At 70.9% G+C, this 25,503-nt stretch carries 22 protein-coding genes; 12 read left to right on the forward strand and 10 right to left on the reverse strand.

Going from position 1 to position 25,503, the window contains the following annotated elements:
* Positions 1-4 precede the first annotated feature (4 nt).
* Genes ABZX37_RS41360 through ABZX37_RS41370 form a run of 3 tightly spaced genes read left to right on the forward strand, consistent with a single transcriptional unit; the run spans position 5 to position 2,901 of the window.
* Positions 5-1,204 carry a GNAT family N-acetyltransferase gene (locus ABZX37_RS41360; RefSeq protein WP_354749176.1) on the forward strand — a complete coding sequence of 400 codons (1,200 nt, stop codon included), beginning with the start codon at positions 5-7 and terminating at the stop codon, positions 1,202-1,204.
* Positions 1,205-1,241: 37 nt separating this feature from the next.
* Complete coding sequence (locus ABZX37_RS41365; RefSeq protein ID WP_354749178.1) at positions 1,242-1,628, forward strand: DUF4333 domain-containing protein; 387 nt, start codon at positions 1,242-1,244, stop codon at positions 1,626-1,628.
* A gap of 55 nt (positions 1,629-1,683) precedes the next feature.
* The gene (locus ABZX37_RS41370; protein WP_354749180.1) at positions 1,684-2,901 is read left to right on the forward strand and encodes a GNAT family N-acetyltransferase; all 1,218 of its coding nucleotides are present in this window, start codon (positions 1,684-1,686) and stop codon (positions 2,899-2,901) included.
* A gap of 49 nt (positions 2,902-2,950) precedes the next feature.
* Here the strand turns inward: ABZX37_RS41370 and ABZX37_RS41375 are convergent, their stop codons facing one another.
* Entirely contained in the window at positions 2,951-3,895 is a 945-nt protein-coding gene (locus ABZX37_RS41375) for a 5'-3' exonuclease (RefSeq protein WP_354749182.1), read from the reverse strand.
* Between the two features lie 31 nt (positions 3,896-3,926).
* Positions 3,927-6,008, reverse strand: coding sequence for an MMPL family transporter (locus tag ABZX37_RS41380; protein WP_354749184.1), 2,082 nt, complete (start codon positions 6,006-6,008; stop codon positions 3,927-3,929).
* 77 nt (positions 6,009-6,085) lie between these two features.
* Here ABZX37_RS41380 and ABZX37_RS41385 point away from each other — a divergent pair, with 77 nt between their 5' ends.
* The 5 genes from ABZX37_RS41385 (at position 6,086) to ABZX37_RS41405 (ending at position 8,816) form a co-directional block, all read left to right on the forward strand.
* Complete coding sequence (locus ABZX37_RS41385; protein ID WP_354749186.1) at positions 6,086-6,583, forward strand: MarR family transcriptional regulator; 498 nt, start codon at positions 6,086-6,088, stop codon at positions 6,581-6,583.
* 10 nt (positions 6,584-6,593) lie between these two features.
* The gene (locus ABZX37_RS41390; protein WP_354749188.1) at positions 6,594-7,736 is read left to right on the forward strand and encodes a Xaa-Pro peptidase family protein; all 1,143 of its coding nucleotides are present in this window, start codon (positions 6,594-6,596) and stop codon (positions 7,734-7,736) included.
* Positions 7,737-7,812: 76 nt separating this feature from the next.
* Positions 7,813-8,265: an Lrp/AsnC family transcriptional regulator gene (locus tag ABZX37_RS41395; RefSeq protein ID WP_033287500.1), complete on the forward strand. Its 453-nt coding sequence runs from the start codon at positions 7,813-7,815 to the stop codon at positions 8,263-8,265.
* Between the two features lie 37 nt (positions 8,266-8,302).
* The gene (locus ABZX37_RS41400) at positions 8,303-8,530 is read left to right on the forward strand and encodes a hypothetical protein (RefSeq protein WP_354749190.1); all 228 of its coding nucleotides are present in this window, start codon (positions 8,303-8,305) and stop codon (positions 8,528-8,530) included.
* Entirely contained in the window at positions 8,517-8,816 is a 300-nt protein-coding gene (locus ABZX37_RS41405) for a hypothetical protein (RefSeq protein ID WP_344274248.1), read from the forward strand. The genes ABZX37_RS41400 and ABZX37_RS41405 overlap by 14 nt, the downstream gene beginning before the upstream one ends.
* Positions 8,817-9,235: 419 nt before the next feature.
* On the opposite strand, the gene ABZX37_RS41410 is transcribed toward ABZX37_RS41405, so the two are convergent.
* Together ABZX37_RS41410 and ABZX37_RS41415 are read right to left on the reverse strand one after the other, a co-directional pair.
* Positions 9,236-10,312: a GDSL-type esterase/lipase family protein gene (locus ABZX37_RS41410; protein WP_354749192.1), complete on the reverse strand. Its 1,077-nt coding sequence runs from the start codon at positions 10,310-10,312 to the stop codon at positions 9,236-9,238.
* A gap of 101 nt (positions 10,313-10,413) precedes the next feature.
* Positions 10,414-11,847, reverse strand: coding sequence for an amidase (locus tag ABZX37_RS41415; protein WP_354749194.1), 1,434 nt, complete (start codon positions 11,845-11,847; stop codon positions 10,414-10,416).
* A 118-nt stretch (positions 11,848-11,965) separates the two neighbouring features.
* Here ABZX37_RS41415 and ABZX37_RS41420 point away from each other — a divergent pair, with 118 nt between their 5' ends.
* Positions 11,966-12,568 carry a TetR/AcrR family transcriptional regulator gene (locus ABZX37_RS41420; RefSeq protein WP_354749196.1) on the forward strand — a complete coding sequence of 201 codons (603 nt, stop codon included), beginning with the start codon at positions 11,966-11,968 and terminating at the stop codon, positions 12,566-12,568.
* Positions 12,569-12,593: 25 nt separating this feature from the next.
* On the opposite strand, the gene ABZX37_RS41425 is transcribed toward ABZX37_RS41420, so the two are convergent.
* From ABZX37_RS41425 to ABZX37_RS41445, 5 genes are read right to left on the reverse strand one after another with little or no spacing between them, the layout of a single operon-like run.
* Complete coding sequence (locus ABZX37_RS41425) at positions 12,594-13,859, reverse strand: sigma-70 family RNA polymerase sigma factor (RefSeq protein ID WP_354749198.1); 1,266 nt, start codon at positions 13,857-13,859, stop codon at positions 12,594-12,596.
* The gene (locus tag ABZX37_RS41430; RefSeq protein WP_354749200.1) at positions 13,799-14,137 is read right to left on the reverse strand and encodes a YciI family protein; all 339 of its coding nucleotides are present in this window, start codon (positions 14,135-14,137) and stop codon (positions 13,799-13,801) included. The genes ABZX37_RS41425 and ABZX37_RS41430 overlap by 61 nt, the downstream gene beginning before the upstream one ends.
* A gap of 16 nt (positions 14,138-14,153) precedes the next feature.
* Positions 14,154-14,864 carry an SDR family oxidoreductase gene (locus tag ABZX37_RS41435; protein ID WP_354749202.1) on the reverse strand — a complete coding sequence of 237 codons (711 nt, stop codon included), beginning with the start codon at positions 14,862-14,864 and terminating at the stop codon, positions 14,154-14,156.
* Entirely contained in the window at positions 14,861-15,715 is an 855-nt protein-coding gene (locus ABZX37_RS41440) for an oxidoreductase (protein WP_354749204.1), read from the reverse strand. Before ABZX37_RS41440 ends, ABZX37_RS41435 begins: the two co-directional genes overlap by 4 nt.
* Before the next feature lie 41 nt (positions 15,716-15,756).
* Positions 15,757-16,587, reverse strand: coding sequence for a helix-turn-helix transcriptional regulator (locus ABZX37_RS41445; RefSeq protein WP_354749206.1), 831 nt, complete (start codon positions 16,585-16,587; stop codon positions 15,757-15,759).
* A 217-nt stretch (positions 16,588-16,804) separates the two neighbouring features.
* On the opposite strand from ABZX37_RS41445, the gene ABZX37_RS41450 reads away from it, so the two are divergent.
* Together ABZX37_RS41450 and ABZX37_RS41455 are read left to right on the forward strand one after the other, a co-directional pair.
* Positions 16,805-17,695 (forward strand): glycoside hydrolase family 16 protein, encoded by an 891-nt coding sequence (locus ABZX37_RS41450; protein ID WP_354749208.1) that lies wholly within the window; start codon positions 16,805-16,807, stop codon positions 17,693-17,695.
* Between the two features lie 350 nt (positions 17,696-18,045).
* Positions 18,046-23,535, forward strand: coding sequence for a DUF6531 domain-containing protein (locus ABZX37_RS41455; protein WP_354749210.1), 5,490 nt, complete (start codon positions 18,046-18,048; stop codon positions 23,533-23,535).
* Positions 23,536-23,543: 8 nt separating this feature from the next.
* On the opposite strand, the gene ABZX37_RS41460 is transcribed toward ABZX37_RS41455, so the two are convergent.
* Positions 23,544-24,440 carry a LysR family transcriptional regulator gene (locus tag ABZX37_RS41460; protein ID WP_354749211.1) on the reverse strand — a complete coding sequence of 299 codons (897 nt, stop codon included), beginning with the start codon at positions 24,438-24,440 and terminating at the stop codon, positions 23,544-23,546.
* Positions 24,441-24,538: 98 nt separating this feature from the next.
* On the opposite strand from ABZX37_RS41460, the gene ABZX37_RS41465 reads away from it, so the two are divergent.
* Complete coding sequence (locus tag ABZX37_RS41465) at positions 24,539-25,384, forward strand: oxidoreductase (protein WP_354749213.1); 846 nt, start codon at positions 24,539-24,541, stop codon at positions 25,382-25,384.
* Positions 25,385-25,503: the final 119 nt, after the last annotated feature.

Below are 25,503 nucleotides of genomic sequence, written 5' to 3' on the forward strand. Positions count from 1 at the left end.
GGGCATGAGCGACCGCACCGTCCGCATCCTCCGTCCCGACGAGCAGCGCGGGGCCTGGGACCTGTTCCGGGCCGCGCTGCACGTCCAGCCCGGCACCGACGAGGACTGGGACCGCGTCTCCAAGGCCTACGAGGCCGAACGCAGCTGGGGCGTCTTCGAACCGGACCTGGTCGGCACCGCCCGGTCCTTCGCGGCGGAAATGGTCGTCCCCGGCGGCGCGCGGCTCCCGCTGGCCGCGGTCACCGGCGTCGGCGTCCGAGCCGGACGCACCCGGCGCGGCGTGCTCAGCGCGCTGCAGGCCGCGCAGCTGGCGGACTTCGCCGAACGAGGCGTCGCGCTTTCGCTGCTGTACGCGTCGGAAGGCGCGATCTACGGCCGCTACGGCTACGGAGTCGCGACCCTCGCGAAGCGGGTCGTGGTCGACCGGCACCGCGCGCAGCTGCGTCCGGACGTGCCGGCCGGGGGAGAGGTCACCGTCCTCGGCGTCGACGAAGCCGCCCCGAAATGGCCGGAACTGTACGCCGCGACCGCGACGGGCCGCGTCGGCGCGATGACCCGGTCCGAGGTCTACTGGCCGGGATACGAGGCATCGCTGCGCCGCCGCGCGAAACTGCTCCAGACCGCCGTGCACCGCGGCCCGGACGGCGACGACGGCTTCCTGACCTACTACGTCGAGGAAGACGCCAACGAGCACGCCAAACTGAACGTGATGGCGTTCCACTACGCCAACCCGGCCGCGTTCGCCGGACTGTGGCGGTTCCTGCTGTCGGTCGACCTGGTCGACGAGATCGTGCTCGCGATGCGCCCGCTCGACGAACCGCACGCGCTGCTGTTCGCCGACCCCCGGATGGCGAAAACCGAAAGCACCGACGACGAATGCTGGCTCCGGCTGGTCGACGTGCGGGCCGCGCTCGCCGCCCGCACCTACGGCCCGGCCGAACCCGTCGTCCTCGAGGTGTTCGACCGGTCGCTGCCGGGCAACGACGGCCGCTATGTCGTCGGACCGGACGGCGCCTCGCGCACGGACGCGGAACCCGCGCTGCGGCTCTCCGCGGACACGCTCGCGATGCTCTACTTCGGGACGTGGCGCGCGTCGGCACTCGCCGCCACGGGCCGGATCGAGGTGCTCGACCCGGCCGCGCCCGAGGCCGCTGACGTTCTCTTCGGCACGCGCGAATCGGTGTGGTGCGGTACGTTCTTCTGACCGTTGACCAGACGTTTCGCGCAGAGGAGCGGGATTGATGCGCGCCGTGCCGGTGCTGCTGTTGTGCGGCTTGGGAATGCTCGCCGCCGCGGGCTGCGACAGCGGGACGCCCCCGCCTCCGGTCCACACCGTCACGGTCACGCCGAACAGCCCCGCGGAGCCGGGCATCCCGTCGTCGTCCGCGCCCAGCTCGTCGGAAGCGATGCGGGTGTTCGATTCCCGGGTGATGGCCTCGGCCGTCACCCGGCTCCTCACCACCGACTACAAGATGGCGAACGTCGGCACGGTGTCCTGCCCCGACCGGCAGCCCGTCGCCGACGGCTCGCGGTTCCAGTGCACTGTGGACATCGCGGGCGCGACGAAACACGTCCCCATCACGGTGACCGGCGCGGACGGCAAGTACCGCGTCGACCCGCCGCAATAGCTCAGCCGCGGTAAATCCGATGGCCGCGCGGCGGCGGCATTGGTTCAATCGGGTCATGAGCGACTACGTGGTGCGCCAGATCACCGACGCCGAAAGCCGCGAGACCTTCGACCTTCTGGTGCGTTCCCTGCACGGAAACCCGCCCTCGGACGAGCGCTGGGCGAAGGTCAGCGATTCCTGGGCGGCGGACGGTCGGACCGGAGCGTTCCACGACGGCGAAGCCATCGGCATCGCCAGCTCGTTCGCGACCACGCTCACCGTCCCCGGCGGCGCCACGGTGCCGATGGGCGCGGTCGACGGCGTCGGCGTCCGCGCGGACTGGACCCGCCGCGGCGTGCTCACCGCGATGATGGACCGCCAACTGCACGACTTCGTGCGGCGCGGCCACGTCGTCGCCGCGCTGCACGCGAGCGAAGCGCTCATCTACGGCCGCTTCGGCTACGGCGTCGCGACCCGCATGGCCACCCTGCAGGTCAAGCAACCCGCGCCGCTGCGCGAAAGCGTCGACCTCCCCGGCCGGGTCCGGCTGCTCGCCACCGACGAGGCGATCGCGACGATTCCCTCGCTGTACCAACGAATCGACACCCACCGGCCGGGCATGATCGCCCGCCCGGAACCCTGGTGGCCCATCGCGTTCAACTGGCACCTCCACCCGGACGGCGGCAACCACCGCGTGGCTGTCCACACTGGACCGAACGGCGACGACGGCTTCGCCGTGTTCCACGTCGTGCCGCAGAACAGCTACCTCGACCCGGAGCGCGGCGCCGCGCTCGAAGTCCACGAGCTGCACGCGGCGACCCCGGAAGCGCTGGCCGGGCTGTGGCGGTTCCTGCTGTCGGTCGACCTGATCGAGGTCGTGAACGCGCGCGGCCGTCCGGTGGACGATCCGGTGGGGCTGCTGCTCGTCGACCCGCGCCGGGCGCAGACGATCGGCGTCGACGACGAACTGTGGCTGCGGTTGATCGACGTTCCGGCTGCGCTCGCCGCGCGCACGTACGGCTCGCCGGAACCGGTGGTGCTGGAGGTGAACGACCGCGTGCTGCCGGACAACCGCGGCCGTTACCGCCTCAGCAGCAACGGGGTCGAGCGCACGGAGGCCGAGGCGGATCTGCAGCTCGACGTCGACACCTTGGCGATGCTGTACCTCGGCGCGTGGGAAGCCGGTCCGCTCGCGTTGTCGGGCCGGATCGCCGGTGCGAGCGCGGAAACCCTGGCACGCGTGGACGCGCTGTTCCGGACCGGGACCCAGCCCTGGACCGGCACGCACTTCTGACCGGAGGGGTTCCAGCGCCCGCCCGGGCGCTGGAACCCCTCCGCTGTCGTCAGGCTCCCGGCAGAGCCGCCAGCAGTCGCTCCACCGAACGGCCCAGGTTCCACCGCTCGGCCAGTTCCGCCACCCGCTCCGGATCGGCGGGCGCGGCAGGCACCGCGTCCGGCCCGGACTGCTCGACCGGCGCGTCCACCGCGACCCGCACCACCGTGGGCGCGACAGCCAGGTAATCCGCGGCGTCGGAGAGCCGCAGCCGGGTCTTCAGCGGCACCCGCGAATCCCCGGCCGAGGACGCGGCGACGAGTTCCTCCAGCGACCCGAACTGGGTGATCAGCTTCGCCGCGGTCTTCTCGCCGATCCCGGCCACGCCCGGCAGCCCGTCCGACGGGTCGCCGCGCAGGGCGGCCATGTCGGCGTAAGCGGGCCCGGCCTGGTCGACCGGAACGCCGTACTTCTCGGCGATTTCCCGCTGCCCCAGCACTTCCGCCTTCGCCCAGCCCTTGCCGACGTACACGACCGACGTCGGCGTCGGCTCCTCGCGCACCAGCTGGAACAGGTCCCGGTCGCCGGTGATCACCTCGACCGGCGCGTCCTTCTCCCGGGTCGCGAGCGCGCCGATCACGTCGTCCGCCTCGTACCCGGCGGCCTCCGCGACGGCGAACCCGAACGCCTCCAGCACTTCCAGGATGATCGGCACCTGCGGGGTCAGCGTGTCGGGCACCTCCTCGACGTCCGCCCCGCCGCCCCCGGCCTCGGCGACCCGGTGCGCCTTGTAGCTCGGCAGCAGATCGGTGCGGAACTTCGGCCGCCAGTCCGCGTCGAGACAGGCGACCAGCCGCGACGGACGGCGGTCGGTCAGGATGCGCGCGATCGTGTCGGTGAACCCGCGCACGGCGTTGACCGGCGTCCCGTCGGGCGCGGTCATCGAATCGGGCAGCGCGTAGAACGAGCGGAAGTAGAGGCTCGCGGAATCGAGGAGAGCGAGTGGTCCGGTCACCCGCACAGCCTGCCACGTCCGCCCCGCGGGCTCACCCGACGCGCCGGTCCAGCCGCGACGGCCACCAGATCCGCCCGCCGAGGTCGACCGTCAACGCGGGCACCAGCAGCGACCTGACGAGAAGCGTGTCCACCAGCACGCCGAACGCGACGATGAACGCGATCTGGGCGAGGAACAGGATCGGGATCACCGCCAGCGCGGAGAACGTCGCCGCGAGCACCACCCCGGCCGAGGTGATCACGCCGCCGGTCACCGCGAGCCCGTGCAGCGTGCCGTCCCGGGTGCCCCGCCGTTTCGTCTCCTCGCGCACCCGGGTCATCAGGAAGATGTTGTAGTCGATCCCGAGCGCCACGAGGAACACGAACCCGAACAACGGCACCACCGGGTCCGCGCCGGGGAAGTGCAACAGGTGGTTGAACACCAGCGCCGAGACGCCCATCGTGGCGGCGAACGACAGCACCACCGTCGCGATCAGCAGCAGCGGGGCCAGCAGCGCGCGCAGCAGCAAGGCCAGCACGGCGAAGATCACCACCAGCACGATCGGGATGATCACCGCCCGGTCCCGCTGCGAGGTCCGCTGCGTGTCGAGCTGGATCGCGGTCTGCCCGCCGACCTTCGCCTCCGCCGACGGCACCGCGTGCACGGCGTCGCGCACCTTGCCGACGGTCGCCACGGCGTCCTCGGAATCGGCTGGCGCGGAAAGGATCGCGAGCAATTCGACCCGCCCGCCGACTTCGAGCGGACGCCGGTCGGGCCCGGCGAGCGGGAAGACAGTCGCGACGCCCGGCACGCGCGCGGCTTTCGCCACCTCGGTCGCGGCCGCGGCGTTGGCGACGATCACCGCGGGCGATCCCGCCCCGGCGGCGAAGTGCCTGCCGAGCGCCTCCTGGCCGGTCACCGAATCCACCTTGTCGAGGAACACGTCGGACTGCGCGGTGCCGGACGCCTTGAGCTGGGGCAGGAACGCCGCCCCGGCGACGAGCACCAGCGCCGACAGCACCCAGACCGCGCGCGGGCGGGCGCCGACCGTGCGGGAGACCCGGCCCCAGATCCCGGAGGTCTCCGGATGCGGCGAACCGTGCCGCGGCCGGAACGGCCAGAACGCGCCGCGTCCGCACAGCACGAGCATCGCGGGCAGGAAGGTGGTCGAGGCGAGCAGTGCCGCGCCGATCCCGATCGCGGCGACCGGGCCGAGTCCCTTGTTCGAGTTGAGATCGCTGAACAACAGGCACAGGACGCCGAGAATGACCGTCCCCGCCGACGCCGCCACCGGTTCCAGCGTCGCCCGCCAGGCCAGCCGCATCGCCTCGAAGCGGCCCGGGGTGTCGCGCAGCTGCTCGCGGAACCGGGCGACCAGCAGGAGCGCGTAGTCGGTCGCGGCGCCGAACACGAGGATCGAGAGGATGCCCTGGCTCTGCCCGTTCAGCGCGAGGACGTCGTTCTTCGCCAGCAGGTACACCACGAGGCTCGCCAGGGCGAGCGCGAACACCGCCGAGACCAGGACCAGCAACGGCAGCAGCGGGCTGCGGTAGACCACGAGCAGGATCAGCGCGACGACCGCGCCCGCGACGAGCAGCAGCACGCCGTCGATCCCGCCGAACGCCGTCACCAGGTCCGCGATCTGCCCGCCCGGCCCGGTGACCAGCACGGTCAGCCCGTCCGGCCCGCCGCCGAGCTTCGCCCGGACCTCCTTGACGACCTCCGCCGGATTCCCGCCCGCGTCGACCGGCACCGAGAGCTGCGCGGCCTTGCCGTCCTCGGAGAACGTCGCGGGCTTCACCGGACCGGCGACCCCGGCGACCGCGTCGGCACGCGCGGGCAGCGCGCCGAGGTAGGCGCGGTCGGCCGTGCTCAGCCCGGCCTCGCGTTCCGCGACGACGATCGCGGGCAGCGTCTGGCGCGGAGTGAACGCCTTCTGCTCGTCCTGCACCTGCGTCGCTTCGGCCGAGCGCGGCAGGAACGCGGCATTGTCGTTCTTCGAAACCGTGCTCAGTTTTCCGGCGAACGGCCCGCCGAACCCGCCGACGGCGAGCCAGACGACGACGAGCAGCGCCGGGAGCACCCAGCGGACGCGGCGACGGCTCGACGCGGGCGGGATTCCGGGCTCAGCCATGGTGGATACAGTCCTTCGAGCGGAATAAGAGGGACGATATGTTCAGCAAGCTGAACATATCGCACGAGGGAGGGCGGATGGACACCGAGGAGACCTCGCCGGGCGACGGGGAGCTGGCGTCCTGGCCGACCGGGCGGCTGCTCGCCGTCGCGGCGCGGCTGGTCGAACAGACGTGGACCTCGGTGCTCGCGGGGCTGGGGCTGACCCACGCCGGGCTGATCGTGCTCCATCTGCTGGGCGAAGGCCCGCTCGCACAGCGCTCGCTCGCCCGTCGCTGCGAAGTGACCGACCAGACGATGAGCCGCACCCTCGACCGGCTTTCCCGAGAAGGGTTCGTCGCCCGCGCGCCCGACCCGGCCGACTCCCGCCGCCGCCTCGTCGCGATCACCGCCGCCGGCCGCGAAGTGCACGCGCGGGCGATCCACGCCGAACGGCACGGCACCGGCGCGTTCGGGGCCGCGGTCGCCAACGACCAGTTCCGCGCACAGCTGGTGCAGTTGATCTCCGGCCTGCGCGAAGACCGTTCCGGCGCACCCCCGGCCGGTCGGGACGAACGCGGCGGCGCCGGGTACTAGGCTCGGCGTCATGTCGAGCCGATCCCTCAACACGCCCGCTCCCGACGCCGCCGCGCTCCGCGCCCGTCTCGACCGCGCCGCGAAAGCGGCGGCCGCCGCCGACACCGACGCGCTGCTCGTCGCGCCCGGGTCCGACCTGCGGTACCTGCTCGGCCAGGCCGGCGGTTCCTTCGAGCGGCTGACCACTCTCGTCGTCCCCGCCGACGGCGCCCCCGCGCTCGTCGTGCCGAAGCTCGAGGCCCCCGGCTACGCCGGCGTGCCCACCGACGAACTCGGCGTCGAGGTGCTCACCTGGGTCGACGGCGACGACCCCTACCGGCTCGTCGCCGACCGGCTCGGCAAGCCCGGCCGGATCGCGGTCAGCGACTTCACCCCGGCCCTGCACGTGCTGTCCCTGCGCGCCGCGTTCGGCGACGCCGAGCAGACGCTGGCCGGCCCGATCGTGCGCGAACTGCGGATGCGCAAGGACGCCGCCGAGATCGACGCCCTGCGCAAGGCGGGCGCGGCCATCGACCGCGTCCACGCGCGGATGGGCGAGTGGCTGCGCGCCGGCCGCACCGAGGCCGAGGTCGGCGCGGACATCACCGCCGCCATCGTCGAAGAGGGCCACACGCACGCCGACTTCGTCATCGTCGGCTCCGGCCCCAACGGCGCCAGCCCGCACCACGACGTGTCCGAGCGCGTCATCGAGCGCGGCGACGTCGTCGTGATCGACATCGGCGGACCGGTGCCCGAGGGCTACAACTCCGACTCCACCCGCACCTACTCGATCGGCGAGCCGCGCGACGCCGACGTCGCCGAGACCTACGCCGTGCTGCAGCGCGCGCAGCAGGCCGCGGTCGACGCAGTCCGCCCGGGTGCCACCGCCGAAAGCATCGACAAGGCCGCGCGCGACGTCATCGACGCCGCCGGGTTCGGCGAGTACTTCATCCACCGCACCGGCCACGGCATCGGCCTCGACGTGCACGAGGAGCCCTACATCATCGCGGGCAACGCGCTGCCGCTCGAGGCTGGCATGGCCTTCAGCGTCGAGCCGGGCATCTACCAGCCCGGCCGCTGGGGCGCCCGGATCGAGGACATCGTGCTCGTCACCGACGCGGGCGTCGAGTCCGTGAACACGCGCCCGCACGAACTGGTCGTGCTGGACGCATGAGCGCAGTTCGGATCACCGCCGTTCGCGCCGCCGCCTCCCCGGCGACCAGCGTGGAACTCCCCGAGGAGGCGACGGCATGAGCGGCCCGCTGGAACCGCTCGACCAGTCGATCGTGCAGGAGCTCGCCGCCGACGGGCGGCGCAGCTTCACCGACCTCGCCGAACGGGTCGGGCTGTCGGTTTCGGCGGTGCACCAGCGGGTGCGCCGCCTCGAACAGCGCGGCGTCATCCTCGGCTACACCGCCCGGCTCGACGGCGAGCAGATCGGCCTCCCGCTCACCGCGCTGATCTCGCTCACCCCGAACGACCCGGCCGCCCCCGACGACTACCCGCAGCGGATCCAGCACATCACCGAGATCGAGTCCTGCTACTCCGTGGCGGGCGACGAGTCCTACATCCTGCTGGTGCGGGTCGCGTCGCCGCTCGGCCTCGAAGACCTGCTCCGGCGGATCCGGGAGGCGGCGAAGGTGTCCACCCGGACGACGGTCGTGCTGTCGACGCCGTTCGAGGGGCGGTCGCCGACGTTGTGAGAGCCGCCGACGCTGTGCGAGTGGTACGGTAAAAGGTATGGCAACACGTAAGGTGACACTCTCGCTCGACACCGGTGCGCTCGAGTACGCCGAGCGGGCCGCGAAAGCGCACGGAATTTCGGTCTCGTCCTGGCTGTCTAAGGCGGCTCGGCGCGAGGCGGTTCGGACTGGGTATACCCCGCAGCGGGCTCCTCTCACGCCGTCGGCCGAGGCGGATGAGGCGGAGCGGGCGGCTGCGGAGAAGGAGATGCGTGCGCAGGGGTGAGGTTTGGACTTACCACCCGCCTACTGATCCCGCGCGGCAGCGGACAGTCGTCCTGCTGTCCTCGGACGGGGTGAATGAGTCCGAGCGGCCTTGGTTGCTCGGGACTGAGCTGCTGGATCGGGATCCGCAGGACATTCTTGGGGTGGCGGTGGATGCTCGGTATTGGGTGTCCACGTTGAATTTGACGCGGTTGTATCGGCCTTGGTTGGCGGAGCGCGTCGCTGAGGTTGACGTGGATGTTCAGGAGCAGATTGATGTGGCTTTGAGGGCTGCGTTGGATTTGTGAATCCTGGTGCGGGGTTTCGGCTCGTCGCCTGGCGGCGACATTGCCGTGGGGGTTGCGTGGGGGCACCCCGAAGCTGATGGTGACTACGCGCGGAAAGGCTTGTCAAGACGGGAAAGATGCCTTGACAAGCCTTTCCGCGCGTGTTTTTGGCTTCGTATCGGGGTGCGGGGGGTGTGGCTGCACTGAGTTGGTTGGGTGCGTCGGCTGCGGTTGGGGAGGGGGTGTGGGGCTAGCGCCCCAATGTGGCATTGGGTGCATGTGACGCATCGAATGCCACATTGGGTGCATCGCAGCGGCTCGGAGAGGTCCGTGAAGGGCACCCTCACGGACAGCGGCGGGTCGTGAGGGGAACCCTGAGGGAATCAGAGTCCGTGAAGGTGGCCCTCACGGACTGCTGCCGGGGTGAAGCGGCGCGGGAGTCAGCTGACTGGTTCGGGGACGGCGTGGAGTTTGCCGTCGGGGCCGGTCAGGCAGGAGGCGTTTCCTTGCTGCCTCGTGAGGAAATCCGTCAGGCAGTCGGCGATGGCGGCGTGTCCGGCGGCGTTGGGGTGGAAGGATTCCTGCAGTGCGTGCGTCGCCCGATCGACCTGCGTCAGGTCATTCAGGTGCAGAGTGAGCCTCGTGAACCATTCCGCTGCCGGGTTCGCGCCGCCGGAGCAGGCTTCGTGGTTTTCGCCTGCTCGGGCCAGGTCCAGGAAACGGGCGCCGGATTGGGTGGCCGCTTGTTTGATGCCTGCGGAAAGGGTGCTGATTCCGGTGGTCGAAATCCACTGCAGGTCGTCGGTCCGGAAGGGGCAGCCGTTGAGGCTTTGCAGATCCGGCGGGATGTTCGGGCCCACGGGAGTGGCGTAGGACTGCAATACCAACTGGTAGTCCGCGGGAACGTATCCGGCGTCCGCGAGCACCTTTTTTACGTCGCCTACCGCATTCGCCACTTTGGGGACCATGGCGTCCACTTTGGACTTCCAGGTTTCCTTCAACGCGACGTTGCAGGACGGGCCGTCGGAGGAGAACCAGGCTTTGAAGCATTCGCTCACTTGCGCGGAGAACTTCGGGTCGTCGTTCGCGCCCACGGCGATCACGACGGCCGAGACCCGGTGGTCTTTGACGACGTCGGCCAGCTGTGCGGCTTGGGAGCGTTCGCCCCACTGTTTGGCCTCGCCCAGGGCGACTTGGGCGGCGGGAGCACCCGAACAACCCAGGTTGACCCGGGCGGTGACGCCGGGGACGCGGACCTTTTCCACGAACGCGGCGGACGAGCGGTGGCACCAGTCGCCGTTCTTGCCGTCGGTGTCGGGGGTGTAGGCGCCGGCGCCTTCGCCGGAGACGGTGCTGTCGCCCAGCGAGACGATGGTCAGCGGGCCGCGGCCGGGCGGGCCTTGCCGCGGGAATGGCTGGCCTGGGCGGCTCTCGCTGCCGAAAAAGACGAAAAAGCCCACCAGAACAGCTACGCAGGCGAGGACCAGCGCCCCCCACCACCACCGGAATCGTCGCATCGCTTGCCAAGTCTAGCGAGAACTCCGAAGGCGCCGTCAGGGTTTGGGGTGGCTGGGACGCGGGTCACCGTCCGCTGTTCGTCCAATGTGGACTCAAGGGGTCATTCGGCCGCCCAGGCCGGGGGCTTGCGGTGGGTCCACGGGGCGGCTTGTTCCAGCTGCCCGGCCAGGCGGAACAGCAGGTCTTCGCGGCCGAAGGCGGCGGTGAACTGCATGCCGACGGGGAGTCCTTCGGCTTCGGCCAGCGGGACGGACATCGACGGAACCCCTGAAACGTTCGCGGCCGCGGTGTAGGGGGAGCGGTCCAGGAGACGGGCTAGCCAGCCGAGGCCGTCCAACTGGTCGGTGCCTTCGCCGTAGACGCCTAGCGGGACCGGCGGCTCGGGCAGGGTGGGGGAGAGCAGGAGGTCGTAGCGGGCGAAGTGCTGGGCGAAGGTTCGGGAGACCTGATTGCGGATGGTCAGCGCGCGGACGAACTCGTCGGCGGTGACCTGGTGGCCGTAGCGGTAGCTGGCGAGGGTGACCGGTTCCAGGGTGGTCTCGTCGACGGGGCGGCCGGTCGCGGCGGCGATGCTGTCGATCCACGGGGCCAGGTTCGCGGTCCACATCCGGGCGTTGCCCAGGACGAATTCTTCCCAGGAGACGCCCAGACCCAGCGGAGTTTCTTCGATGTGGTGGCCGAGGGAGTCCAGCAGGCGCATGGTTTCGGTGAGGGCTGCGGAGACTGGTGCGGTCGGCTGTCGGCCGCCCCATGGCTGGCGGAGGACGGCGATGCGCAGGCGGCCTGGGGGCAGTTGGGCTTCGGTGGCGTACGGGCGGTCCGGGCGGGCGGCGAAGTACGGGTCGCCGGGTTCGGGGCCTTCGATCAGGTCCAGCAGGACGGCGCTGTCTCGTACGGTTCGGCTCAGGCTGCCTTGTACGGCCAGTCCGCTGAAGACCTCGTCGGCGCCCGGACCCTGCGAAACCCGGCCTCGGGTCGGCTTCAGACCGAACAATCCGTTGCTGGAGGCGGGGACTCGGATGGAACCCGCGGCGTCGGTGGCGTGTGCGAGGGGCACGATTCCGGCGGCGACTGCGGCGCCGGAACCGCCGCTCGAGCCGCCTGCGCTGCGGTCCAGGGACCACGGGTTGCGGGTCGCGCCGTAGAACTCCGGTTCGGTTGTGGTGCTGTACGCCATTTCCGGGGTGGTTGTGCGGCCGATCGTCACCAAGCCCGCCTCGCGGAAGCGCCGCATGAGGTACGAGTCTTCGGGGGACACGGCGCCTGCGGCCAAGCGGCTGCCCAGCTCGCTGCGCTTGCCTGCCATGGCGACGCCCAGGTCCTTGATCAGGAACGGCACGCCTGCGAGCGGTGCCGAGCCGGGGGCCGGGGTGTCTTCGGGCGGCCAGGTTTCGACTACTGCGTTGATCTGCGGATTGACCGCTTCGACAGCCCGCGCGGCCGCGTCGGCGACCTCGGCCGCCGTGACTTCGCCGCGGGCGATCAGGTCCGCCAAGGCGACGGCGTCGCAGCTCGCGTATTCGGAGATTTTCACCAGTAGGCCCTTCGGGAGACTCATCCGTATTGAGTGATACCGAGTGGTATCACGGGGGACGGTTGTGTACCGTAGCCGGGGACGAACCGGATTGCCAAGCCCTCCCGAGGAAGAACCGATGACGAGCACCTCCGACCGGCGGCCGACCCGGGTCGCGACGTTGCCGCCTCGCGAGCGCATCCTCGACGCGGCCGAGGAGCTGTTCCTCAACGAGGGCGTGGTGCGGGTCGGGGTCCAGGCGATCGCGGACCGCGCCGGGACCACGAAGATGGCGATCTACCGGCACTTCGGCACCAAGGACGCGCTCATCGCGGAATGGCTGCGGATCGTCGTGCACGACTACTCCGCGGCGTTCGACGCGGCGGAACAGGCGCATCCGGACGATTTCGCGGAGCAGATCCGCGCGGTGGGCCGGTTCATCGTCGACGGGCTGCCCGAGTTCTCCCACCGCGGCTGCCCGTTCACGAACTCCGTCGCCGAACTGCCCGACCCGGACCATCCCGCGCGGCGGCTGATCAGCGAGCACAAGACCCGTCAGTTCGGCAGGCTCCGGGCGATGTGCGAGGGACTCGGGCTGCCCGATCCGGAGCTGGGCGCGGCGGAGCTGACGTTCGCGATGGAGGGGGCGCAGATCGCGGTGCAGAACGGCGGTGTCGAGAACGTCGGCGCGCAGCTGACGAAGATCGTCGAAGGGGTCGTCGGTCGTGGGAAAGCGCGCTGAGGGCGGGCACCCGGCGAAGAAGTGCTCAGTCGCCGGGAGTCAAGCTGAGAGCGGCCCGTTTGCGTTGCAGCAGAAGGCGTTCGGCCTCGTTGGCGACCAGGTGTAGAGCCTTGTCGTAAGCGTCCGCGGCGTCGGCGGTTCGGCCTAGCCGGGCGAGCAGATCCGCCCGGACGGCGTGGAAGAGGTGCCGGTTGCTGAGGTCGAGACTGTCCACAATGGTCAGCGCGACACCCGGACCCTCGACCTCAGCGACCGCGACGGCGCGGTTCAGCGCGACGATCGGAGTCGGGGCCAGGGCGAGCAGCTGGTCGTAGAGGGCGAGGATCTGGGTCCAGTCGGTGCCGTCGCTGTGGACGGCGTTGATCGCGGCCTGGATCTGGTACGGCCCGGGGCGGTCGAGCCGCAGGCACTGGCGGACCAGGTCTTGGCCTTCGGCGATCAGCGTCCAGTCCCAGCGGTCGCGGTCCTGGTCGGGCAGCAGCACCGGGATTCCGTCGGCGTCGAGGCGGGCCGCGCGGCGGGATTCGGTGAGCAACTGCAGGGCGAGCAAGCCCAGGACTTCGGGTTCGTCGGGCAGCAGCGCGGCCAGGATCCGGGTCAGGCGGATCGCCTCCGCGGCGAGGTCTGGTCGGGTGAGATCGGGGCCGGTGCTGGCGGTGTGGGCTTCGGTGAAGATCAAGTACAGCACCGCGAGGGCGGCGTTGAGCCGCGAGGGGAGGTCGGCGGCGTCGGGTACGCGATAGGGGATTCGGGCGTCGCGGATCTTGGCTTTGGCGCGCACCAGCCGTTGTGCCAGCGTCGGTTCCGGGACGAGGAACGCGTGCGCGATCTCGGCGGTGGTGAGGCCGCCCAGCAGCCGCAGGGTGAGGGCGACTCGGGCGGGTGCGCTGAGAGCGGGGTGGCAGCAGGTGAAGATCAGCCGCAGGCGTTCGTCGGGGACCGCGCCTTCGGCGAACGGTTCGGCGGCGTGCAGGAGCGCGGCTTGCGCGTGACGGTCGGCGCGGGTGGATTCGCGGCGGAGCCGGTCGATTCCGCGGTTGCGGGCGGTGGTGACCAGCCAGCCCGCGGGGCTCGGCGGCAGCCCTTCGGCACGCCATTTCACGGTGGCGATCGCGCACGCCTCCTGGACCGCGTCCTCGGCGAGGTCCAGGTCCCCGAAGACGCGGGCCAGCACGGCGACCGCGCGGCCGTGCTCGGCGCGGAAGATCCGCTCGAGCACGGCCGTCGAGATCAGTGGAACTCCCGGACTTCCACCGGCAGCGTGGTGATTTCCGAGATCCGCCGCGCCCATTCGGCCGCGACCTCCGAGTGGGGCGCGGTCACGATGGTGAAGCCGCCCAAGTGTTCCTTGCCCTCGGCGAACGGCCCGTCGGTGCAGAGGACGTCCTCGCCGGACGCGCGGACGACTCGAGCGGCGGGCGCCGGACGCAGTCCGCCCGAGAACACCCAGACGCCGGCGGCTTTCATCTCGTCGGTCACCGCTTCGAGGCGCGCGGCGATGTCCGCCAGCACCTCGGGATCCGGGGTCCCGCTGTCGGGCTGGTAGATCCCGAGCAGGTACTGCGGCATGCGGCCCCTCCTTCGCTCAGCGTTGCCGGGCGGGGCGCACGATCATCTCGGTGACGTCCACGTCGGCCGGCTGGTCGAGAGCGTAGGCGATGGCGTCGCCGATCGCTTTCGGTTCGATCGCGTCCTTGCGGTAGATCCGCATGACCTCCCGCGTTTCCGGGTCGCTGATCGTGTCCGCCAGCTCGGACGTCACGACGCCGGGGGAGACCGTGGTGACGCGGATCGACGGATCGCATTCCTGCCGCAGGCCCTCGGTGATCGCCCAGGCCGCGTATTTCGTCCCGCAGTACACCGCGGCGGTCGGGGTGACCTGGTGCGCGCCGATCGAGGCGACGGTGACGAAGTGGCCCCGGCGCTGGCGGGTGAAGTGCGGCAGCGCGGCGGCGATGCCGTGCAGCAGGCCCCGGACGTTGACGTCGATCATCCGGTCCCATTCCTCGACCAGCCCGGCGTCCAACCGCGACAGCGGCATCACGCCGGCGTTCGCGATGAACGCGTCGATCTCGCCGTGGTCGCGCACCGCGCGGTCGACGAACTCGGCGACGTCGGCGCGGTCGGTCACGTCGAGGCGGTGGAATTCGATGCCGCGGGTGCTGGCGGCGAGTTCGGCCAGGCGGTCTTCGCGGCGCGCTCCGGCGACGACGTGCCAGCCGTCGGCGGCGAGGCGGCGGGCGGTGGCTTCGCCGATGCCGCTGCTGGCACCAGTGATCAGGGCGATCTTGGTCATTCGGATTCCTTCGGGAAGTCGGCGGACAGGGTGACGTCGCGCCAGTCGTCGAACGTTTTGCGGAGGGTGTCGAGGCGGGCGGTGGCGATGGCGTAAGCCGCCTGGCCGAGCAGCAGGCGCAGCGGCGGTTCGGCGGAGGTGACGGCGTCGATCACCGCGGTCGCGGCGCGGTCCGGGTCGCCGGGCTGCTTGCCGTAGGTGGCGAGCGTCGAGGTGCGGCGCGCGCCCGCGGTGTCGGCGTAATCGTCGATGCGGACGGCGGATTCCCGCATGGACGGGCCCGACCAGTTGGTGCGGAACGCGGCCGGTTCGACGATCGTGACGCCGATGCCGAGCGGCGCGACCTCGGCGGCGAGCGACTCGCTGAAGCCTTCGACGGCGAACTTCGTGGCGTGGTAGTAACCGGTCGCGCCGAAGGCGGCCAGCCCACCGAGCGACGAGACCGAGACGATGTGACCGCTGTGGCGGGCCCGCATTCCCGGGAGGACGGCGCGGGTGAGCGCCATCAGGCCGAAGACGTTGGCGTCGAACAACGCGCGGATCTCGGCGTCTTCGCCTTCTTCGGCGGCGGCGAGGTAGCCGTAGCCCGCGTTGTTGACGAGCACGTCGATCCGGCCGAAGACGCGTTCTGCTTCGGCGACCGCTTCGGTGATCTGCTGCTGGTCGGTGACGTCGAGCGCGACCGGGACCGCGCGGCCGGGGTATGCGGCGACGAGGTCCGCGACGCGTTGCGGATCGCGGGCCGTCACGACCGCGCGCAGGCCGCGTTCGAGGACGGCGGTCGCGAGTGCGCGGCCGAGACCGGTGGAACATCCGGTGATAAACCAGACTGGTGCATTGTTTTCAGACATGGATCTACCCTTGGGTGAATTCGGAAATTGCGAAAAAAGCGTCAGTGCTGCGGGTGGTCGCCGGCGGCGAGACTGCCCAGCAGCCCCAGTGCGGCCTCCGACGGACTGCCCGGATCCGCTTGGTACACCACGAGTTGCTGGCCAGGAGCACTGTTCAAGGTCATCGATTCGTAGTGCAGGGTGAGCATTCCGACGAGCGGGTGCCGGAACCGTTTCGTCTCGTGCGTTTTCTGCCGGAGGTCGTGGCGCGCCCACAACCGGCGGAAATCGGCGCTCTTGAGCGACAATTCGCCGACCGCCTCGATCAAGAGCGGATCGTCCAGATCGGCGCCCGCCGCCGATCGGAGGCCGCCGACGGTGTTGACCGCGACCTGCTCCCAATCCGGGTAGAAATCCCGGGCGTCGGGGTCGAGGAACACCAGCCGCAGCAGGTCGCCGCTGTGTTCGTGCCCGCCGAACAGCGCTCCGCCGAGCAGATTCGAGGCGAGGACGGTCATGCACCGGCCGAGCACGACCGCGGGCGTCTGCGGCCACGCGTCCATCAGCCGCACCAGCCGCGGGCTCACGCGTTCCCGCGCCGGGCGTCGCTTGGGCCGCTTCGGCCGGGCCAGCGAATGCAGGTGGGCGAGCGCCTCGTCGTCGAGTTGCAGCGCCCGGCCGAGCGCGTCGACGACCTGCGCCGACGGCGTGCGCTCCCGGCCCTGCTCAAGCCGCACGTAGTAGTCGGTACTCACCCCGGCCCGCTGCGCGACCTCCTCCCGGCGCAGGCCGCTGACCCGGCGCCGGGTGTCGGCGAGCAGGTCCGCGTCCGCCGGGGCGGTGGTGCCGCGCCGGGCCCGCAGGAACTCGCCGAGGAGGTTGTTGTCGCTCATGGACCCAGGCTAGATCGCCGACGGCGGCCGTGGAGGCGTCAAAGGGGGTGTGGTTCTCCCACCCTCGCGGTACCCCGGCGCGCAGTGGTTCAAACCTATCCGGGCGCGTGCTGCCCGCGCGCACCGCGGCCGCGGGACCGGCAGGCAGACTGTTTTGACTGGTCAGCGGCACCGGCCGACCCTGCTGAGACCACCCCCCTCGACCGGAAGGCCCACCATGCGCCGAACCCCGTTGATCCTGGCCGCCATGGCCGCCGTGTCGATGGCCGCCGCGCCCGCACAGGCGGCCGAAACCTGGACCACGGTGTTCGAGGACACCTTCGACGGCCCCGCCGGCACCGGCCTCGACCCGCAGAACTGGCTCTACGACAAAGGAACCGGCTACCCCGGCGGCGCGGCGAACTGGGGCACCGGGGAGATCGAGACGTCGACCGACTCGACGGACAACGTCTACCACGACGGAGCCGGGCACCTGGTGATCAAGCCGCTGCGGGACGCGAACGGCGCGTGGACGTCCGGCCGGATCGAAACCCAGCGCACCGACTTCGGCGCGCCGGCGGGCGGGCAGATGGAGATGAGCGCGACGATCCAGCAGCCGAATCCCGACCGCGGCCTCGGCTACTGGCCCGCGTTCTGGGCGATGGGCGCGGACGCGCGGCCGGTCGGCGCGACGAACTGGCCGAGCATCGGCGAACTGGACATCATGGAGAACGTGAACGCGCTGGACAAGCACTCCAGCACGTTCCACTGTGGACAGTGGGCGGGGGAGTGCCACGATCCGGACGGGATCAGCAGCGACCTGCAGGACTGCGCCGGCTGCAAGACCGGGTATCACACGTATTCGGTGGTGGTGGACCGCCGCGACGCGGCCGCGGAGGAGCTGCGGTTTTCCCTGGACGGCAAGGAAACCTTCGCGGTGAAGCAGAACCAGGTGTCCGACGCCACCTGGAAGGCCGCGGTGGACCACGGGTTCTTCGCCATCTTCGACGTGGCGATCGGCGGGTCCTATCCGAACAAGGTGTGCGGGTGCACCAGCCCCGGGGCGGACATCACGCCCGGGGCGGGGATGAGCATCGACGCGTTTTCGGTGAAGGTCAGCAAAAGCTGAATTTCGGCCACGGGTCGATCCGGACGCGGCCGAGTCGCGGCGTGGACCATTCGACGCGCTCGGCCGCGGATCGGTGACCACAACGCTGGCCCCGCACTCCGCCAATTCACCTGCGACCAGCTGGAGCGGCAGGCCGTCGGCACGCGGGGCGGCTTCGGCGTACACGTCTCCCTCCGCGACGTCCTCGGCCTGGGCGTTCGCTCAGCGTCGTCCAAGCCCGCATGCAGGTCCCTCAGCTGCTGACAGGGAATCTCCGAGAGCCCTGTTAAGCAAGGCCGCCGCATGCCGCGCGCGGGTCCGCGACCCGGTAGGTACCGTGATCAACGCAGCAGCGGGCGGAGGGGGACAACGTGAGCAATCCATTGGTGGCGCCGGTGAAGGAGACCTCGGCGATGGCCGGGGTCCCGTTGCTCGAGGACGCCACCGGGCTCAAAGACGCGATCGAGAGCAAGAACTGGGCCGCGGTCGCGATCGGGGCCGTCGGCACCGCGCTCGACGTCCTCACCGCTGTCATGGACCCGTTCGGCGCGATCTTCGCCGCGGGCGTCGGCTGGCTGATGGAGCACGTTGGCCCGCTGAAGCAGGCCCTCGACGCGCTCACCGGCAACGCCGACCAGATCAGCTCGCAGGCGCAGACCTGGACCAACGTCGCCAAGGAACTCGAAGGCGTCTCCGCCGACCTCGGCGACCTGGTCAAGAAAGACCTCGAGAACTGGCAGGGCGAGGCCGCCGACAGCTACCGCAAGCGCGCCGAGGACACCTCCGCGCTCATCGCCAGCGCCCAGAAGGGTTCCGAGGGCGCGGCGAGCGGCGTCAAGACCGCGGGCGAGATCGTCGCGGCGGTGCGGTCGCTGGTGCGGGACACGATCGCGGACCTGGTCGGGCACCTCATCTCGTGGGCGCTGCAGGTGCTGCTCACCGCCGGCATCGGGATGGCCTGGGTGGGCCCGCAGGTCGCGGCGGCGGTCGCGAAGACCGCGTCCAAGATCACCCAGATCACGACCAAGCTGGTCAAGGCTTTCAAGGCGCTCATCCCGCTGCTGAAGAAGGCCGGGACGCTGTTCGAGGACGCCGGAAAGGCGTTGAAGGGGCTCAAGGGCGGCAAGAACGCTCCCACGCACACGCCCAAGGACATCCACGTCAAGTCCGAGGGCACCCGCTCCGGCCCTGGCGGCAACGAAGGCACGCACACCTCCGGCGCCGAGGGCGGCGGTGGCGGTGGGCACCACGGCGGTACGGGCAATACCGGCAACACCCACTCCAGCAGTTCGGAAGGCGGGGGCGGGCACGAAGGCGGCGGCCAAGGCGGCTCCGGGTCGCACGACACCGGCGGCAACGACGTCCACACGTCGTCGACGCAGCAGCCGAGGGGCAACCAGAACCCCGCCGAACACCACACCGACCCCAAGGACGTCCGGGACTGCGGCGACCCGATCGACGTCGCCACCGGCGCGGTGTTCCTGGTCCAGGAAGACCTGCGCCTGCCGGGAATGCTGCCGCTGACAGTGGAACGGACGCACCGCTCCTCCTACCGCTCCGGCGGCTTCTTCGGCCCCACCTGGTCCTCCACGCTGGACGAACGGCTCGAGATCCGCGACGACGGCCTGCACTACGCCGCCCCGAACGGCGTGCTGGTCCGCTTCCCCTATCCGCGCGACATCGAGGCCGTGGCCACCGACGACGGGCCGTACCTCGCGCTGCGCCGGATCACCACCGGGTTCATCGTCGGCGACCCGCAGAGCAACGTCATCCGCTACTTCACCGGCGACCCCGACGACCGCACCCTCCGCCTGCACGCGCTGGCCGACAGCTCGGGCAACCGGATCGTCTTCCGTTACGAGGACGGCGTGCCGGTGGAGATGGAGCACTCCGGCGGCTACCGGGTGAGGGTCGATTCGGCGGACGGGCTGGTCACCGCGCTGCGCGTGCCGGACGCGCCGGTCGCGATCCGGGAGTACCGCTACGACTCCGCCCGGCGGCTGACCGAGGTCGTCGACGCGGTCGGCACCTCGCACAAGTTCCGCTACGACGCCGACGGCCGGATGGTGCGCTGGGACGACGTCAACGGCCGCTGGTACGGCTACCAGTACGACAGCGCCGGCCGGTGCGTGCGCGCCCGGGGCGACGGCGGCTACCTCGACACCGAGCTGTCCTACGACCGGGAGAACCTGGTCACCACGGTCACCGACTCCCTCGGCGCGGTCCGCCGCTTCCAGCTCAACGAGCAGCTGAAGGTCGTCGCCGAGACCGACCCGCTCGGCAACACCTCGACCACCGAGTACGACGAGTACGGCCGCGTCACCGCCAGCGTCAACGCGCTCGGCCACGCCACCCGCTGGGAGTACGACGAGGTCGGCAACGTCGTCGCGGTCACCCGCCCGGACGGCACGCGGCTGGCGAACGAGTACGACGAGCGCGGCCTGCCGGTCTCGACGACCGGTCCCTCCGGCGACGTCTGGCGCTACGAGTACGACGAACAAGGCAGCCTGGTCAAGGAAATCGACCCGGCGGGCGGGAGCACGGCCTACACCTACGACCCGGTCTCCGGAGCGGTGGCGACGCGGACCGACGCGCTCGGCGGCGTCACCCGGATCGAGTCCGACGCGGCCGGTCTCCCCACCGCCATCACCGCTCCCGACGGCGCGGTGACCCGGTACAGCTACGACGCGCTCGGCGCGGTCGTGTCGATCACCGGACCGACCGGCGCGTTCGTGGAACGGGTGCGCAACGCGGCGGGCGATCTGGTGCAGCAGCGCAACGCCGACGGCACGGTGAGCAAGTTCGGCTTCAAGGCGGTCGGCAACGTCGAGGAGTCGGTCGACCCGCGCGGCGGCGTGCACCGGGTCGAGTACGGCGCGTTCGGCCTGCCGCTGTCCGAACAGGACCCGGACGGCGGCGTCCGGCGGTTCGGCTACGACACCGAACTGCGGCTCACGACGGTGACGAACGAACGCGGCCTGGTCTGGCGCTACGAATACGACCAGGCGGGCCGGGTCGTCGCGGAGACCGACTACAACGGCCGGGTCCTGCGCTACGGCTACGACGCGGCCGGGCAGCTCGTCCGCCGGGTCAACGCGGCCGGGCAGGCGATCGCGCTCGAATACGACGCGCTCGGCAGGCTCGTGCGGCGCGCCGCCGACGACGACGTCGCCGAATTCGCCTACGACCACGCGGACCGGATGATCCTGGCGCGCAACGGGGAGACCGAGGTCCGGTTCGACTACGACGCGGCCGGGCAGCTGGTGTCCGAGGCGATCAACGGCCGCGTCGTGCGGTCCCAGTACGACGCGCTCGGCAGGAGGATCGGCCGCCGCACGCCCAGCGGGGCGGAATCGTCGGTCGGCTACGACTCCGCGGACCGCCCGACCGCGATCACCACCGCGGGCCGCACCTTGCGGTTCGAGTACGACGCGGCGGGACAGGAAACGGTGCGCCGGCTCTTCGCCGGGACCGCGCCGGTGGCGGAGCTGCGCCAGCACTGGACCTCGACCGGGAAACTGCGCGGCCAGACCGTGGTGCGCGGCGAGGAGACCGTACAGCAGCGCGACTACCGCTACCTGCCGGACGGAAACCTTTACGCGACAGGCGATCTGCTCGCCGGGCCGCGTTCGTTCGAGGTCGGCCCGGGCGGCCGCGTCAGCGCGGTCCAAGGACCGGGTTGGCGGGAAACCTACGGCTACGACGCGGCCGGCGCGATCACCGAAGCGGGTTGGCCGGGCGACCCGGCCGCAGCAGGCCCCCGTGCCTACCGCGGCACCCTCGTCGAATCCGCCGGCGAAACCCGCTACGCCCACGACGCCGAGGGCCGGGTCGTGGTGCGGGAACGCCGCGGGCAGCGGTGGGAATACCAGTGGAATTCCGCAAGCAGGCTGACCGGCGTGCGCACCCCGGACGGCACGGTCTGGCGCTACCGCTACGACGCGCTCGGCAGGCGCGTCGCCAAACAGCGCCTCGACCACTCGGGCGCGGTGGCCGAGCAGATCGAATTCGCCTGGGACCACTACCAGCCCGCCGAGCAGGTGCACAGCGTCCCCGGCCGCCCGCAGGTCGCGACCGTGTGGGACTGGCTGCCCGACTCCGACCAGGTGCTCGCGCAGACCGAACGAACCCTCGGCGAACGCCCCGGCGAACGGTTCCACGCCGTCGTCACCGACCTGGTGGGAGCGCCCGCCGAACTGCTCGACGGCGCGGGAGCCCTGGCCGGGCACCAGCGCACGTCGCTGTGGGGCTCGGTCGTGGCGGAGGACGGCACCGCGCGCACTCCGCTGCGGTTCCCCGGCCAGTACTACGACCCGGAAACCGGGCTGCACTACAACATGCACCGCTATTACGACCCGGAAACCGGCCGCTACCTCTCGCACGACCCGCTCGGCCTCGGCCCGTCCCCGGACTCGCTGGCCTACGTGGACAACCCGAACGCGATGGTCGACCCCCTCGGCCTCACCGCCTCCGCCCCGGTCGGCCCGTGCCCCAAGAAGCTCGCGGAAATGCAGCGGCAGCAACAGCAACAGCAGGCGGCCGCGAACGCGTCGCGGACGAACAACAAGCGCAAACGCGGCAACACCACGTCCGGCCAGCCCCCGGCCAAGAAGGCCGCCAAGGAGCCGACGAATCCGCCCGGGACCTACGGAGACCGGAACAAGGAAGCGGCGCGGATCGGCGACGCGCACGGCTACAAGGTCGACGGGCAGCAGACCAACCAGCTCGAACACGCCGGGCTGCACAAGGCCGCCGCGGAAGACGGCAGCGGGGCCGCGCGGAAGCGGTCCGACGAAAAGACCCTCGAGAACGCCGGTTTCGGCTATTACGAAAGCCACGACTTCCACCGGATGCACCCGGGCACCGGAAGCGGCAAGCAGATGCACACCTCCGGCTTCACCGGCGGGAAGACGCACGACGAGCACCAGCTGACCTACGCCCACGCACAGCGGCAGGCCTACGAGCGCAAGGACACGTCCGGTCTGCTGCAGCTCAACCAAATGGGCTACTCGCACATGGAGGGCAAGTACACCCGGCCGACCTACCAGGTGCCGGGACGCCAGCCGCACGACACGTACGTGAGCCCGCAGGAGAAGGTCTACCACGGCGACAATCCGAAACACGTCCACCACCCGGACTTCCACGACCCGAAGCACGGCATCCACACCTACGGAACCGACACCAAACCGGTGCCCGGAAAGCAGCACCCGGACGGCTCCGAGGTGCGGGAACGGATCGAGAACACCCCGGAACAGCGGCAGGCTTCGGCGGACGCCTACAAACAGCGGGCGGAAGACGCGAAGGCCGAACAGGCCCGCCGCGACGACCTCAACGAACACCGCAGCGAAATCGAAAACGGCAACGACGCCGCGCGCAAAAAGGAGCTCAAGGACTTCGACGACGAGCAGCGGTGGATGCGCGGATCCGAGGATTCCTACCACCGCATGGTCGACGAAATGTACGCCGGCGGCAAGGGAATGCCGTATGCCCCGGCACCCGGCTCGAAGGCGCACGCCGACATGACCGCGTCCGGCGATTCGTTCGCGCGGACCGACCCGCTCACCGCGGGCGGCCGGGCCGAGGCGCACCTGGCGTACGAGCAGCGCCGGACCGGCGAATACCCCAAGGGATCCGCCGACGAACTGCTCGACAAATGGGGATTCCAGGCCCCGAAGGACAAGAACGACCCGATGTGGAAACGGTGGGAGAACGGCGATTACGACCCGCCGGAACTGCGCGGCCACGACGGGAACACCCCCATTTCGGACGCGAAGCGCGCCGAGATGAAGGAAATGCAGGAAAAGGCGCTCGCCCAGCAAATGCGGACCATGGATCTGGACAAGAACAGCGGGGGACGCTGACGCGCTGGTCAGCCCGCGCCGGACAGATCCGTCGTCTCGGCCAGCCGCGTTACCACCTCCAGGAGCGCGGCCGGCCGAGGGCCGTCGGAGCGCCATGCCAGCACGGTGTGCGCGGACTCGCCTTCGAGCGGCACAAACACCACACCGGTGCGGCGCAGGCTGTGGGCGGACCGCGCCAGCCGCGTCACGCCGACCCCGGCCGCGACCAGCCCCAGCAATCCCTGCACCGTCGCGGTGCGCTGCACGACGTCGGGCGTGAACCCGGCGGCGGCGAAGTCGGCGTCGTACTTGCGGTGCCACGGATCCCACGACGTGCGCGGGGTGAGTACCCACGGCTCGTCGGCGAGGTCGGCCAGGCGCAGGGAGGGGCGGTCGGCCAGCCGGTGGCCGGAGGGCAGGACCGCGCAGACTTCTTCGGTCAGGAGGGTGTGCGTCTCCAAGCCGTCGGCCAGCGGCGGGCGAGTGAAGCCAGCGTCGAACCGGCCGCCGCGCACCCCGTCGACTAGTTCGGCGATCGAGACTTCGGCGGTGGTGACGGTCAGCTCCGGCAGTTGCTCCCGGACTGCGCGCACGACCGGCGGGAGCAGGTAATTCGCCGTGCTGGCAAGGAAAGCCAGCCGCAGGGTGCCGATTTCGCCGCGGACCGCACGAGCGACCGTCGCCACCGCCGCGTCGGCACGGGCCAGCACCGCGCGCGCTTCCGGCAGGAAGAGTTCGCCGATCGCGGTGAGCCGGGCGCCGCGGGGGTCGCGGTCGAAGAGTTGCGCGCCGAGTTGGCGTTCCAACACGGTGATCTGCTGCGAGAGCGACTGCTGTGCGATGTGGAGGGTCGCCGCCGCGCGCGTGAAGCTCGTTGATTCGGCGACGGCGACGAAGTAGCGCAGCTGCCGCAGCTCAGGGGTCACAGGCTGAGACTGTAGCCCGCCAGCGAACCGGTGTTGGCGGACCCCAGTGGGCGCGCGCCACGATCGGAGGCGGAAGAAACCACTGGAGGGACTGCTCAATGACCGAGGAAACCGATGGCCGCGTCTGGCTGATCACCGGGTGCTCCAGCGGCTTCGGCCGCGAACTCGCCCAGGCCGCGCTGGCCGCGGGGGACCGGGTCGTCGCGACCGCGCGCAAGCCGGAAACGCTCGCCGGCCTCGCCGAATCCGGCGGGGACCGGGTGCGCACGGCCGCGCTGGACGTCACCGACCCGGCCCAGGTCGACGCCGCGGTGCGGACCGCGCTGGACGCGTTCGGCCGGATCGACGTGCTGGTCAACAACGCCGGGCACGGCTCGGTCGGCGCCGTGGAGGAACTGACGATGCCCGACCTGCGCGCGGTGCTGGAGGTGATGTTCTTCGGCGCGGTCGCGATGACCAAGGCCGTCGTCCCGCTGCTGCGGGAACAGGGGAGCGGGACGATCGTGCAGATGAGCTCGATGGGCGGACTGCTCGCGCCGCCCGCGTTCGGGGCCTACTGCGCGGCGAAATTCGCGCTGGAAGGCATGTCGGAGGCGCTCGCGGCGGAGGTCGCGCCGCTCGGGGTCAAGGTGCTGATCGTGGAGCCGGGCGCGTTCCGGACGTCGTTCGGCGGCGCGGCGATGCACCGCTCCCAGAAGATCGACGCCTACGCCGCAACGACCGCCGCCACCCGGGGCGCGATCGAAGGGATGGACGGGACGCAGCCCGGCGATCCGGCGAAAGCGGCGGCGGCGATCCTTCGCGCAGTGGACGCGCCGGACGCCCCGCTGCGGCTCGCGCTCGGCGGCGACGCCGTGGACGCGATCCGAGGCAAAATCGAGGCCCTGACCAAGGATCTCGACTCCTGGGAGTCGGTGAGCCGGACGACCGCGCTGAACAGTTGATCGCGCGGAGTTGTCGTCCGTGAGGGGAACCCTGAGGGACTCAGAGTCCCTCAGGGTTCCCCTCACGGACCTGAAGACGCGGGGTCACGCAGCCGGGATCAGGGGTAATTCGGGACGTT

The organism is Amycolatopsis sp. NPDC004079, from assembly GCF_040610415.1.
GTDB lineage: Bacteria > Actinomycetota > Actinomycetes > Mycobacteriales > Pseudonocardiaceae > Amycolatopsis > Amycolatopsis halotolerans.